Here is a 14,014-nt window from a genome sequence, read left to right on the forward strand (position 1 = left end):
TGCGATATATTCCGAGGAATATATTCGTCTTACACACTCTCCACAGGCGTAACTTCCCGTAGTCCCTACGGTAGTTGTGTACTTGTCGGCCTTTTGACTTAGCACTGACCACCTAATCATGTTACCACTTTCGCGCGGTAGATGGTACACGCACCTAGTTATACCTGCTGGCAGCTTACTGCTTGGTTTTCGCGTTTCAGCTGCGTAACGCAATTTCGCAGGTCTTCTCCTTTCTTAGAAGATTTTCGATATTCGTTACCAAGATTATACCGCATAACTATCTACGGAGCAATTGTCTGGCTCAATTACTTACGTAAATTCGCCAGCCCCACCTTCATCCCCCACCTAAGATGTGGAGGACTTCTGGCGGATTAGGTTAAAATTTGAACTTTTGCAGGGAATTCTGCAGCCCCTGTGCCAGATTTGCCAATGATGTGCTGGCCTCGGCAATCTCAGCAGCAGATGCGGACTGTTCTTCGGAAGCAGCAGAAACGCTTTCCATTTCCGAAGCCACCGTTCCCCCTTTCTGGAGAATACCATCTGATTTGTTCTTGATGGTCTGTGTATCCTGTTCCACCAATCGCAACTCTTTGGTCATTTCTTCAGCCTGATGAGCCACTCCCAAAGCTGCATCATAGATGCTCTTGAATGTATCGCGAAGCTGTTCTACCGATGCAGTTCCCTCTTTAACAGCAGCACTGCCTTTCTGCATGGAAGAAACTGCAGCTGCAGTTTCTGATTGGATACCGCTGATAAGACCGGTAATCTGCTTAGCAGCTTCCTGAGAAGCTTCCGCCAGCTTACGGACTTCATCCGCTACGACAGCAAAACCACGGCCATGTTCACCAGCGCGGGCAGCCTCGATTGCCGCATTGAGCGCCAGCAGATTGGTCTGCTCCGCTATGGAAGAGATTGTCTCCACGATCTGTCCGATCTCCTGAGAGCTCTGCCCCAGTTTATCCACGGTTTCTGCTGAGCTGTTGACGATCTGTGCCACACTGTTGATCTGATTGACCGCCTGTTTCACCGCTTCATTGCCTTCAACAGCAGCCTTATTGCTGGTATTGGCATGTTCCGAGACCATATTAGCGGTATGACTCAAACGCCCAATAGCCTGTACTGCATTATCGATAGAGTCAATGACATCTCCTACGTCCTGCTGCTGTTCAGCAACGGCACCAGCCGCGTTGGTAACGGACTGAGCCACCTGCTCGGAAGCCTGTGCTGACTGATGGGAGCTGGCCGTAAGCTCTTCCGAAGAAGCCGCCAACTGTTCAGCCGTAGTGCTGGTATTACGCATCAACCCATTCAGCGTAGTCCGCACTTCAGCCAGTTTATCTGCCATAACACCGAATTCATCACCGCGGACGATGGTGCGAGGATGGTCGCTGAAATCACCGCTGCGCAGACGTTCCAAGGAACGGATCATGGATTCGACCGGATTGACGATTTCCCGGGTAATATACATTGCAGCTGCCACCATGATAATCAAGCCCACCACCAACAAGATGATCATATTGCGGATGGTGTCTTCCGTATCCTGGTCGTTCTTCGCATTCAGCTCTTCCGCCGCTTTTGACTCTGCTGCCTTGATTTTATTGATATGAGGTGCTACTTCATCCATGAGCTTGGAACCCTTTGCATTATATAGCTCCAGGCCCTCTTCCTGTTTGCCTTCACGGGACAGCCTGATCACGTCGCTCATCGTGGACTTGATGTTTCCCCACTGTTTCTTTATTTCCGCAAACTCATTCTGGATCTCCGCACTCTTGCCGGGAATACTTTCATAAGCCGCCAGATTATCTTCCACCAGATTTATACCGGTATCAAACTTCTTCTGCAAAGACTCCATCCGTGTCGGATTGTCCTTAAATGTGGTCGAGATAACCGCCATCCCCTGGGAATAGCGCATCCCATAGCGTACCATCCCAATATGGTCAAGAGATTTGACCGACCGGGTATACATGATTTCCATGTCCACTTGTGCCTGTCGCAATGACGAATAACCGGCATAACCGATAAAAAGCATGCCAACCACAGCGAAAGCGGCTAAAATCAGCAACTTATAAGCCATCCGCAGATTATTCAATAATCCCATTTCTCACCCGCTCCTTTATTATAAAAAATATAACCCATAAAGGCATCCCTATGTCTTTACGGGTTATATTCGTGGACAGGCTCAAAAATCCTGCTATTTTTTTATTTTTCGTCCAGAAGGTTTACCAATTCATCATAATCCTTCTTCAGTTTGTAATACTCCTCGGCAATTTCCAGTGCTGTGAGAACCGCGATTTTTCGCTCATCAAAGGTACGTACCCCCCGGCTCATGACTTTCATCCGCTTGTCCAGCGCCGCGGCCAGCTGTTTCATATGCTGAGGATTGTCCGTCTTCAATGGATAACTGGTACCATAGATATCCACGACCACTCGTTGAGCGGATGGGCTATTCTTTTCTTCTGCCATAATATCACCTGCTTAGGCACGCAATTCGGCACCAAACTGTTTTTCCACCGCCTTGAGGATGTTGTTGAAGGCCGTATCGGCTTCTTCATCGGTCAGCGTCTTGTCCTTGGACTGGAACTGGAGGTTGAAGGCCAGGCTCTTCTTGCCCTCGGCCACATGCTCGCCAGTGTAGACGTCAAAGAGCGTCACAGACTTGAAGTGCTTGCCGCCGTTCTTCGTGATGACCTGTTCGATCTTGCCGGCTTCGGCGTCCGTATCCACTACAATGGCGAGATCACGGGAAGTTGCCGGGAATTTCGGCAGGCTATCGAAATGGAAGTTCTTGGCGGTGTACTTCATGAGCACTTCCACATCCATCTCAAAGAGGTAGACCTTCTGCTTGATGCCGAAGTTTTCCGCAGCCTGCGGGTGCAGTTCGCCGATGGTAGCGATGACTTCGCGGCCTTTCTTGAAGAGCGCCGTCTTGCCCGGATGCAGGGCGAAGTGTTCGCCAGCTTCCACAGTGTACTTGGAAATGGAAAGGCTGGCCAGCAACTCTTCCACCAGGCCTTTCATATCGTAGAAATCAATCATGTCATTGGTCTGGTTCCAACCCACCATATTACGACGGCCCGTCATCAGGCCAACAAGCTTGATGACTTCATCAGGCTGTTCCGTTACCGGCAGCTGCTTCGGGAAGAATACAGGAGCCACATCGAAAAGACGCAGGTCCATGTTCTTGCGTGAGAAGTTGCGTACAGCGTTCTCCATGATGGAGGTCAGAAGGCTCGTGCGCACCAACGGATAATCATCCGTCAGCGGGTTCATGATGGGCACAGCCTTACGCAGTTCGCTGTCAGCAGGCACCAGCATCTTATCCAGCAAATCCGTATTAGTGAAGCTGAAGGACAGCTCCTCCGTCATCCCCAGGCCGACGAGGACTTCCTTGATCTTGTCGATGAAGTCCTGACGCGGGCTCTGCTTGCCCTGCATCACAGCCCCCCAGGGCAAGGTCGGTGCGATATTGTCGAAGCCGTAGATGCGGGAGATTTCCTCGGAGAGGTCTTCCATGCAGGTGCAGTCATTGCGCCAGGAGGGAACCTTGGCTACGAAGCCATCCCCTTCCGTCCGTACCACGAAGCCCAGGCTCGTGAGGATTTCCATCATCTTGGCAGCGGAAAGCTGCGTACCCAGGCGGGCGTTGATCTGCTCAGCCGTGTAGGCGATTTCCGTTTCCTGTTGGGGAGCGGGATATACATCCACCATGCCCTGAGTTACGGTGCAGGCGCCCATTTCCTGCAACAGCTGGCAAGCACGGTCGAGGGCGCGGGGAATCGCCGTCACATCCACACCGCGCTCGAAACGGCCAGAAGCCTCGGAGTGCAGGCCGCAGGCGCGGGAAGTGCGGCGGATGCTGGCACCGTTGAAGGAAGCAGCTTCCAGCACGATGGTCGTAGTCTTTTCCGTCACTTCGGATTCCAGACCGCCCATGACACCGGCAAGGCCGGCGGGCTTTTCCGCATCAGCGATGACGAGCTCCGTACCCTTGGCAATGCGGGAGCTGTCATCCAGCGTATGGAGGTTTTCGCCCTCTTTGGCCAGGCGGGCCGTGAGGCTGTGGCCGGCGATTTCATCATAGTCATAAGCATGCATGGGCTGGCCCAGTTCCACCATGACGAAGTTGGTCACGTCTACCACGTTGTTGATAGCGCGGATGCCTGCACCTTCGAGGCGCTGCTGCATCCATTCCGGCGAGGGGCCAACCTTCACGTTCTTGATGACGCGGGCAGCGAAACGGCTGCAGAGGTCGCTGTCGATGCCAATCTTGATCATGTCGGCAGCCTTTGCCTCATCATCTTCCTTCACGGTGATTTCCGGATATTTCGGCTCGTTGCCCGTGAGGATGGCAGCTTCTCTTACCAAGCCCATGACGCTGAAGCAGTCAGCGCGGTTGGCGGTGAGTTCAAATTCCAGCACCACATCATCAAGGCCCAGCACGTCTTTAGCCGGTACACCTACCGGAGTGTCAGCGGGCAGGATGTAGATGCCGTCCTTTTCCTCGTCGGTAAGCTTGGTCAAATCCATCTTGAGCTCTTCGGCGGAGCACAGCATGCCGTTGGAGGGCAGGCCGCGCAGCTTGCCCTTCTTGATATGCAGACCGTTGGGCAGATGAGCGCCTACCATAGCTACCGGCACGATCTGGCCTTCGGCCACGTTCTGGGCACCGGTGATAATCTGAATAGGTTCTGCTTCGCCGACGTTCATCTGGCAAATCTGCAGATGGTCGGAATCGGGATGCGCTTCGAGCTTCTCGATGCGGCCCGTCACCACTTTGTCCAGGCCCTCGTCAGCCCGGATGACATTTTCCACGGGGACACCGGCCATGGTGTACTTATCGGCCAGCTCTTCCGCCGTTTCCTTGAAATCTATATAATCATTCAACCATTTAATGGAAACCTGCATTATGTATCCTCCCTATCTAAACTTAGAACTGCTGCAAGAAGCGCACGTCATTGTCGTAGAACAGGCGCAAGTCGTCAATGCCGTAGGACAGCATGGCGATACGCTCAACGCCCAGACCGAAAGCAAAGCCGCTGACCACCTTCGGGTCGTAGCCGCTCATTTCCAGTACATGGGGATGAACCATGCCGGCGCCGAGAATTTCCAGCCAGCCCGTGCCCTTGCAGACCTTGCAGCCTTCGCCATGGCACATGACGCAGGAAATATCGACCTCAGCGGAGGGTTCCGTGAACGGGAAGAAGCTCGGACGGAAACGTACGCCCACATTTTCGTTGAAGATCTGATGGAGGAAGAGTTCCAGGGTGCCCTTGAGGTCAGCAAAGCTGATGCCCTTGTCGATAACCAGACCCTCAACCTGCGTGAACATCGGGGAATGGGTAGCATCGTATTCATCGCGGCGATAAACGCGGCCCGGCGCAATCATGCGAATCGGTTTATTCGGTTCGTTGGCCTGCATCGTGCGAGCCTGTACCGGAGACGTCTGCGAACGCATGAGGATTTCGTCGGTGATGTAGAAAGAATCCTGCATATCGCGAGCCGGATGATCCTTGGGCAGGTTCAGTGCTTCGAAGTTGAAGTAATCCCGCTCGATTTCCGGGCCTTCTTCCACGCTGAAGCCCATGTGCACGAAGATGTCCTTGATGCGCTGCATCGTGAGCGTCAGCGGATGCAGATGGCCCTGCGGCACATTGCGGCCCGGCAGGGTCACGTCGATTTTCTCGCTGGCCAGACGTTTTTTCATTTCCTGAGCCTTGAGTTCACCGGTCTGCTGGCTGATCAGCTCTTCAATCTCAGCCTTGGCCACGTTGACAATCTTGCCCACCTTCGGACGTTCCTCAGCAGACAGGCTACCCATGCCGCGCAGGATGGCGGTGAATTCGCCCTTCTTGCCCAAGTATTTTACACGGATATCGTTCAGCGCCGTCATATCACTGGCGGCTTTGACTTCAGCTGCAGCCGCAGCCTTCAGCTCAGCAATCTTCTCTTCCATTATTTACCTCCTGATTACTTTCAATATAAAAGCCCTCGCCCCCGCACAACATATGTGCACGAGGGGCGAAGGCTGATGTTCGCGGTACCACCCTGATTTTTCACTCGATAACTTTAACGCAGTCCTACGTCCGGCATTTCCTCCGAAAGGCTCCCAAGCGAACTTTCAATCTCCGGCATTATCCCTTTTCCAACAACGGGGACTCTCTGAAAACGCCTATGAGACCTACTCTTCTTGTTCATCGCCATAATACATAGAATTGTAACACAAAGACAAAGGGAATGCAATGAAAATATATGCCTCCCAAGCTGAGGTTACGGATGGTATGGCAAATGCTGTATCCACTTACTTGATGATCTCCTGATACATTTCCGGACGACGATCGCGGAAGAGGCCCCAGCTCAGCCTGTCCTCAGCGTATTGGTCCAGGTCGAAACCTGCCGTCAGTACCTGCTCCTCCGTGCGGCCGGCTTCCACCAGGATGGCGCCGGTATTGTCCGTGATGAAGGAAGAACCGTAAAAATCCAGTGACGAGGACTGGCTGCCGTTTTCTTCGCAGGGTTCCACCTGCTCCACGCCAATGCGGTTAGCCGCTATAACAGGCACGAGATTGCTGCCCGCATGCCCCTGCATACAGCGGCGCCAATGAGGCATACTGTCAGTTGCGAGGATGGGCTCGGAACCAATGGCCGTGGGATAGAGCAGGATTTCTGCTCCCTGCAGGGCCATGGCCCGGGCAGCTTCGGGGAACCACTGATCCCAACAGATACCCACGCCAATCTTGCCATAGCGGGTATCCCAGACCTTGAAGCCGGTGTTGCCCGGCGTGAAGTAGAACTTTTCCTGATAATAATGATCGTCAGGAATATGCGTCTTGCGATAGACCCCCATCACGGAACCATCCGCATCCAGCATGGCAATGGTATTGAACAAGCGGGTGCCATCCTTTTCATAGAAACTGATGGGCATAACCACAGCCAGTTCCTTGGCAATGGGCTGGAAATGCCTAACGGCGGGATTTTCCTCCACGGCCGTGGCATAAGCATAGAAATCATACTGCCGCTGCTGGCAGAAATAGGGCCGCTCAAAGAGCTCCGGCAGCAAAATGACCTGCGCGCCCTGTCCCGCGGCTTTTCGTACCAGCTGTTCGGCTTTATTTATATTCGCATCAACATCTGCCGTCATCTGCATCTGAATGGCGGCAACGGTTACCTTGCGCATTGTTTCACCTCGTTTGTCTGTGTGCGTGAACTACTCCCGCCTATAGAGGCTGGAGCTTCCTGATTCGTCGAGAACTGCGGTACGCTCTCCCAAAAGAGAACATATCCGTCTTACACACTCTCCACAGGCGTAACTTCCCGTAGTTCCTACGGTAGTTGTGATTTGTCGGCTAATCTGACTTCGCACATGTTACATCCCGAATGGTTACGGGAAAGAGAGGATAATCACAAAACCCTTGTTCGTACCTGCTGGGAGCTTACTGCCTTGGTTATCGACGTTTCAGACTCCGTGAGACCGTAGAACAACAGTCTATAGAATTTCGCAGGTCTTCTCCTTTCTTCCGAAGATTTTCGATATTCGTTACCAAGATTGTACCGCAAAATAAGCTACAAAAGCAATTGTCTGGCTCAATTACTTACGTAAATTCGCCAGACCCGCCAGAAGTCCCCCACCTAAGAGGTGGAGGACTTCTGGCGTACTAGGTTAAAGGAATCTGCTGCGTCAGACAATGGAAATTGCCGCCCCCCACGATTACAGCTCTGGCAGGCAGAGGTACCACTTTGCGCTCCGGGAAGCATTCCCCTAAGATACGCTGGGCCTCTATGTCCATTTCATCTCCGAACTGCGGCAGGATGACCCTGCCATTACAGAGATAGAAGTTCACATAGCTGGCCGCCAGGCGCTCGCCGGGCTCCCGCCTGTCCTCACCTTCCTCAAAGGTGAAGCTGTTGGCTTCTTCCGCCGTAATGCAGACAGGCTTCTTCGGTATGGGCAGTTTATGGATGACAAACCTGCGCCCCTTGGCATCTGTAGCCGACTCCAGCACCGCTAAATCCGCCTGACTCAGCGCATACTGCGGGTCAGATTCATCCTCCGTCCAGGCCAGCAATACTTCCCCGGGCTTTACAAAGGCAAAGACATTATCCACATGCTCATTGGTTTCATCGTTATAGATGCCCCGGGGCAGCCAAATGACTTTTTCTGCCCCAAGATACTTCAGCAGCATTGCTTCAATCTGCTCTTTGGACATGTCAGGATTGCGCCCCTTGGACAGCAGGCAGGCTTCGGTCACGACAACCGTGCCTTCCCCATCCACATGGATGGAACCGCCCTCCAGCACAAAATCGCCAGCATCGTAGAGTTCATCCCCTAAGGCCGCACACATCTTCTCTGCCGCCGCATCATCCTGCTCATAATCCGGATAAAGGCCATCAAAATCACCGCCCCAGGCATTGAAGCGCCAGTTGATGCCCCGGCGCCTGCCCTGGCCGTCCACCACATAGGTAGGCCCCATATCCCTGGCCCAGGCATCATCCGTGGGAATGTCCAGATAATGGATATGCTCCTGTGGCAGGTCACTCAGCATCTTCTCAGCCTGCGGGCGGTGCTCTTCATCCACCAGCAGATAAAGCTCCTCCACCGCAGAAATCTCCCGGATAAGCTCCACAAACACCGGCTGCACATCAGCACCGGCATTTGTCCAGGAACCGGGCCGGGTGGGCCAGATCAGGAAAGTACCCGCATGGGGGGAAAACTCTGCGGGCATATAAAAGCCATCGGCTTTGGGTGTACTATCCTTTATCATCATGACAATCGTTCCTTAAAGTCTTGATAACCAAACTTTTTGACCAGCGTGCAATCACCAGCCGCATCCATCTTCCAGATGGCAGGCAGGGCCATGCCGTTGAAGGTGTTGTTCTTCACCATGGAATAGATGGCCATATCCTCAAAATAGAGCCTGTCGCCCGGCAGGATTTCCCGGTCAAAGGAATAATCCCCGATAATATCCCCGGCCAGACAGGTGCAGGAAGAAAGTCTATAGTTATAGGCTTTCTCCCCGGCTTCCCCGGAATCTTTCAAAGGCGGCCGATAGGGCATCTCCAATACATCAGGCATATGGCAGGCAGCGGATGCATCCAGCAACAGGGTATGCGTGCCATGGTTCGTTACCATGTCCAATACCTCGGTGACCAGATATCCCGCATTCAGGGCCACAGCCTCTCCGGGTTCCAGATAGACTTCTACGCCATATTTTTCCTTAGCGGCCTTGACCAAATCAATCAGCAGCTGACGGTCATAATCCGCCCGCGTGATATGATGGCCGCCGCCCATATTGAGCCAATGGACAGAATCCTGCTCCAGCCAGCGGCCAAACTTCTGCTCCACTGCCCGTAACGTTTCCGCCAGGGCGTCACTATTCTGTTCGCAGAGGGTATGGAAATGCAGACCATCCAGCAAGGCAAAAAGTTCCGGCTCGGCCTCCACCGCCTGAGCAAAGTCCTCTGCCGTAACGCCTAACCGTGAGCCAGGCGCACAGGGGTCATAGATAGCATGATCCTGGGTGGAACACTCAGGATTGATGCGCAGGCCAATGCCATATTCCACGCCCCGCGCCCGCTGGATTTCCTTGACCTTGGCCCCGAAGCGGCGCAGCTGGGAAAAGGAATTGAAGATGACATGGTCGCAGATGGCCGCAAGCTCCTCGATTTCCTCAGATCGGTAGGCCGGGGAAAACACATGGTTCTCCCCCTTCATTTCCTCATGCCCGAGCTTGGCTTCAAAAAGGCCGCTGGCCGTAGCACCATCGAGGTATTTGCCAATCAAAGGGTACTCCGCAAACATGGAAAAGCATTTCTGGGCCAGCAGGATTTTACAGCCTGCCGCCGCTTTGACTTCCTGCAATATCTGCAGGTTGTTCTCTAAGGCCTGCTCATCCACCACATAGGCGGGCGTGGGCACTTTGTCGATTTTCATGCTCATGCCTTAGTCCACCAGCACCGGATTTTCTTCGATCTTCCAGGGCAGCCCCCATTTGTTCAGGGCTTCCATGTACGGGTCCGGATCGAATTCATCGGTGGTGAAGACGCCGGGCTTCTTCCACTGGCCCGTAGCCACCAGCATAGCGCCGATCATCGCCGGAACACCCGTGGTATAGGAAATGGCCTGCGAGCCTACTTCCTTATAGCACTCCTGATGGTCGCAGACATTGTAGATATAGATGGAGCGTTCCTTGCCGTCCTTCTTGCCCGTGAAGATGCAGCCGATATTGGTCTTGCCCTTGGTACGGGGGCCCAGGGATGCGGGATCCGGCAACAGGGCTTTGAGGAACTGGATCGGCACGATTTCCTGACCGTTGTAATTGATGGGGGTGGTGGACAGCATGCCCACATTTTCCAGGCAGCGCATATGGTCAAGGTAGCTCTGGCCAAAGGTCATGAAGAAGCGGATGCGCTTCACTTCCGGCATATTGCGGCCCAAAGCTTCGATTTCCTCATGGTGCAGCAGGTACATATCCTTCTTGCCCACGCCTTCGAAGTCATACTCCCGCTTGATGCTCATGGCCGGAATCTCAATCCATTTGCCGTTTTCCATATAGGAACCGGGGGCAGAAACCTCCCGCAGGTTGATTTCCGGATTGAAGTTCGTGGCAAAGGGATAGCCATGGTCGCCGCCGTTGCAGTCCAAGATATCGATGGTGTCAATGGTGTCAAAGTAATGCTTCTTGGCATAGGCTGCAAATACAGAAGTTACCCCCGGGTCAAAGCCCGTACCTAAGAGCGCCGTCAGCCCCGCATTCTTGAACTTGTCCTCATAAGCCCACTGCCAGGAATAATCAAAGTAAGCGGAGAAGCCCAGCTCCTTGCAGCGCTTCTCGTAAATCTTGCGCCATTCCGGATCTTCCGTGTCCTCCGGTTCGTAGTTAGCCGTATCGATATAGTCCACACCGGCAGCCAGGCAGGCATCCATGATGGTCAGGTCCTGATAAGGCAGGGCTACGTTCAGCACCGCATCAGGCTTGTATTCTTTGATGAGCTTGGTCAAAGCTTCCACATCATCGGCATCAATCTGGGCCGTGGTGATTTTGGTCTTCGTCTGGCCCTGCAGTTTTTCTTTCAGGGCATCGCACTTGGAAACCGTGCGGCTGGCAATCATCAGTTCATCGAATACCTCATCATTCTGGCACACCTTATGGATTGCCACGCTTGCTACGCCACCGCAGCCGATAATCATCAATTTGCTCATTTTTTCATTTCCTCCTCTGAAAGAATATCCTCAACATATTTGGGCAGCATAAAAGCACCCTTATGCAAATGTGTCGTATAATACCAAGTCTCCAGCTGACGTTCATTCCAGCGCTGCGCATCAAAGTCCTTTAAGGGATGATACTTTTTGGACGCAAAGCCGAACATCCATATGCCTGCCGGACAGGTGGGAATACTTGCCTGATAAACCCGGCTCACAGGAAAACTCTGATAGGCCTTGCGATGCATGGCCCGGAAGGCCGCCTCATCCTCATCATAGAACGGACTGCCATGCTGATAGACCATGATGCCATCATCATGCAGGGCCCGATAGCAGTTGCCATAGAATTCCCGGGTGAACAGCCCTTCCGTATGCCCAAAGGGATCGGTGGAATCGTTGATGATGAGATCATACTTATCCCGGCAGCGCCGCAAAAAACGCAGGCCGTCCATATTGGTGATCTTCACCCGGTCATCATCAAAACCTTTGGCGGTCTCCGGGAAGAATTCCCGGGACACCTCGATGAACATCTCATCCGGCTCCACCACATCGATGGACTCGATTTCCGGATATTGTGTGAGCACTTTGGCCACGCCGCCATCACCGCCGCCGATGATCAGCACATTCTTCACGCAGGGATGAACGGCCATCGGCACATGCACCACCATTTCGTTGTAGATGAATTCATCGGCCTCTGAGAAGATGATTTCGCCATCGAGCACGATCATCCTACCGAATTCCCGGGATTCAAAGACATCAATGCGCTGATATTCACTCTGCCGGGAAAATAATTGCCTGTCCACCCGCACAGAAGTCTTGACGTTTTCCGTATCCATCTGGGAAAACCATATTTCCATAAACTTCCCCTCCTTTGACCGGTCATACTGACCAGCCAAATTGACTTGTCAAATTTCTGTCAGGATGCGCATTTCCCTGCACTCCGGATCCTGTGTTCCCTGCAGGGAACAGCCCTTTTCCCGGGCGTATTCGATATAATCCAGGATTTCCTGCGTGATGCGCTCTCCCGGTGTCAGAATGGGAATCCCCGGCGGATAGCACATGAGCATCTCCCCGGCCACCCGGCCTACAGTTTTCTCCAAAGGCAGTTTCTCGCCCTGCGCATAGAAAGCCTCCCGGGGACTCATCACAAGCTCCGGGGCAATGAATTCCCCACAATAGAGTTCTTTCTTGTCCGCTGCCGCCGAGCGGTCTGCAATATCCTCCAGTGCCCCGACCAGCCGTTCGATATCCCGGATGCGGTCACCAATGGAAATATAGGCCAGGATATTGCCGATATCGCCGAATTCAATCTGGATATCGTACTCATCCCGCAACATATCGTAGACTTCAATGCCCGTCATGCCGATGCCCTGCGTGAAAACAGACAGCTTCGTCACATCGAAGTCAAAGACACTGTCCCCATCGATGAGCTCCCGGCCATAGGCATAAAAACCGCCAATCTCATTGATTTCTGCCCGGGCATACTCGGCCATGGAACTGACCTTCTCAAAGGATTCCCGGCCATGCAGGGCCAGATTCCGGCGGGAAAGGTCAAGGCTGGAAATCAACAGATATGATGCACTGGTCGTCTGCGTCAGATTGATGATCTGCCGCACGTGTTCTGCATCCACGCCCTCACCGCAGAGCATGATGGAACTCTGGGTCAGGCTGCCACCGGATTTATGCATGGAAACCGCCGCTAAATCCGCGCCGGCTGCCATACCGGAAATGGGCAGATTATCCCCGAAATACAGATGCGTGCCATGGGCTTCATCCACCAGTACCTTCATACCTGCCTGATGTGCCAGCTCTACAATGCCCTTGAGATCAGAAGCAATACCATAGTAAGTCGGATTATTGACAAAAATCGCTTTAGCCTGAGGATGCTGCCGGATAGCCCGCTCCACATCCGACAACGCCATACCTGTAGCAATGCCGATCTGATGATTCACCCGCACCGGCACATAGACAGGAATCCCCCCACAGAGCACCAGCGCATTGATGACGCTCTTATGCACATTACGGGGCAGCAGGATTTCTTCCCCCGCCCGCACGGTGGCCAGGACCATGGCCTGCACTGCCGAAGTGGTACCGTGCACCATCAGGAAAGCATGCCGAGCCCCGAAAGCATCTGCTGTCAGCTCCTCTGCTTCCTTTATGACCGAGATGGGATGACTCAGGTTATCCAGCATCTTCATGGAATTGACATCCACGCCCACGCATTTTTCCCCGAGAAAATCCACCAGTTCCGGATTGCCCCGGCCCCGCTTATGTCCGGGCACATCAAAAGGAACAACACGCCGTTTGCGCAGTTCCAGCATCGCCTCATAAACCGGCGCAGTATGTTGACTGATTCGATCCATTTCCGCCTCCCCAAATGAATAATCTGACAATTATCACGAGTATCATTACAGTAAAATTTTACAGTCAATCGTGAATTAAAGCAAGTAAAATTATATTTTATTATATTTACACAATGAAATTAGATAAATTGCAGTTTGTTTGTGTGTGCCTGAACGCAATTTGTTACAGCTCAGCGGGGCGGCGGTGGGAATACTTTTTCGCCGCTCCACTAAATGACCCGCCAGCAGAAGTACGTATCTTCCAGTTACCTGCGCCGGGCAGGCCAACGGCGCTCCAATCAACGAAGCTTCCAGCCAATGCTGTCTGCGGGCCAGCCTTCACTTCGTTCAGGCAGTCGTTCCGTCGGCGAAAAAAGCATCCCCACCTCCACCCAAAGGTACGCTCGTAAAGACTACTACGCCTTTGCTGAAAGGTGCAAGCACATCGATGTTCTTGTCACAGGAGAACCGAGTC

11 protein-coding genes and 1 other annotated feature are annotated in these 14,014 nt (G+C 53.1%); all 11 genes read right to left on the bottom strand.

All coding sequences use genetic code 11. From position 1 onward, the window contains the following. Positions 1-376: 376 nt before the first annotated feature. The 11 genes from BUB68_RS14340 to BUB68_RS15725 all read right to left on the bottom strand — a co-directional run bounded on the left by BUB68_RS14340 (position 377) and on the right by BUB68_RS15725 (position 13,858). Positions 377-2,098 carry a methyl-accepting chemotaxis protein gene (locus BUB68_RS14340; protein WP_073092837.1) on the bottom strand — a complete coding sequence of 574 codons (1,722 nt, stop codon included), beginning with the start codon at positions 2,096-2,098 and terminating at the stop codon, positions 377-379. A 101-nt stretch (positions 2,099-2,199) separates the two neighbouring features. Then, positions 2,200-2,463, bottom strand: a complete 264-nt coding sequence (locus BUB68_RS14345) for a cell division protein ZapA (RefSeq protein WP_073092840.1) — start codon at positions 2,461-2,463, stop codon at positions 2,200-2,202. A 12-nt stretch (positions 2,464-2,475) separates the two neighbouring features. Beyond that, on the bottom strand, positions 2,476-4,905 hold the full coding sequence (pheT, locus tag BUB68_RS14350) for a phenylalanine--tRNA ligase subunit beta (protein ID WP_073092843.1): 2,430 nt from the start codon (positions 4,903-4,905) through the stop codon (positions 2,476-2,478). A 22-nt stretch (positions 4,906-4,927) separates the two neighbouring features. Next, a complete protein-coding gene (gene pheS / locus BUB68_RS14355) occupies positions 4,928-5,953 on the bottom strand; it encodes a phenylalanine--tRNA ligase subunit alpha (protein ID WP_073092847.1) in 1,026 nt (341 codons plus the stop codon). Between the two features lie 58 nt (positions 5,954-6,011). Then, positions 6,012-6,204 (bottom strand) — a binding site (T-box leader). A gap of 94 nt (positions 6,205-6,298) precedes the next feature. Then, positions 6,299-7,174 carry an N-carbamoylputrescine amidase gene (gene aguB, locus BUB68_RS14360; RefSeq protein WP_073092850.1) on the bottom strand — a complete coding sequence of 292 codons (876 nt, stop codon included), beginning with the start codon at positions 7,172-7,174 and terminating at the stop codon, positions 6,299-6,301. A gap of 478 nt (positions 7,175-7,652) precedes the next feature. Continuing rightward, positions 7,653-8,762 carry an agmatine deiminase gene (gene aguA, locus BUB68_RS14365; RefSeq protein ID WP_073092853.1) on the bottom strand — a complete coding sequence of 370 codons (1,110 nt, stop codon included), beginning with the start codon at positions 8,760-8,762 and terminating at the stop codon, positions 7,653-7,655. After that, entirely contained in the window at positions 8,759-9,928 is a 1,170-nt protein-coding gene (nspC, locus tag BUB68_RS14370) for a carboxynorspermidine decarboxylase (RefSeq protein WP_073092865.1), read from the bottom strand. The genes aguA and nspC overlap by 4 nt, the downstream gene beginning before the upstream one ends. Before the next feature lie 9 nt (positions 9,929-9,937). Continuing rightward, the gene (locus BUB68_RS14375) at positions 9,938-11,197 is read right to left on the bottom strand and encodes a saccharopine dehydrogenase family protein (RefSeq protein ID WP_073092856.1); all 1,260 of its coding nucleotides are present in this window, start codon (positions 11,195-11,197) and stop codon (positions 9,938-9,940) included. Continuing rightward, the gene (gene speE, locus BUB68_RS14380) at positions 11,194-12,054 is read right to left on the bottom strand and encodes a polyamine aminopropyltransferase (protein ID WP_073092859.1); all 861 of its coding nucleotides are present in this window, start codon (positions 12,052-12,054) and stop codon (positions 11,194-11,196) included. Before speE ends, BUB68_RS14375 begins: the two co-directional genes overlap by 4 nt. A gap of 48 nt (positions 12,055-12,102) precedes the next feature. Further along, the gene (locus tag BUB68_RS14385) at positions 12,103-13,560 is read right to left on the bottom strand and encodes an aminotransferase class I/II-fold pyridoxal phosphate-dependent enzyme (RefSeq protein WP_073092862.1); all 1,458 of its coding nucleotides are present in this window, start codon (positions 13,558-13,560) and stop codon (positions 12,103-12,105) included. A gap of 163 nt (positions 13,561-13,723) precedes the next feature. Further along, positions 13,724-13,858 carry a hypothetical protein gene (locus tag BUB68_RS15725; RefSeq protein WP_256625448.1) on the bottom strand — a complete coding sequence of 45 codons (135 nt, stop codon included), beginning with the start codon at positions 13,856-13,858 and terminating at the stop codon, positions 13,724-13,726. Positions 13,859-14,014: the final 156 nt, after the last annotated feature.

The sequence above is a fragment of the Pseudoselenomonas ruminantium genome, from assembly GCF_900142515.1.
GTDB lineage: Bacteria > Bacillota > Negativicutes > Selenomonadales > Selenomonadaceae > Selenomonas_A > Selenomonas_A ruminantium_D.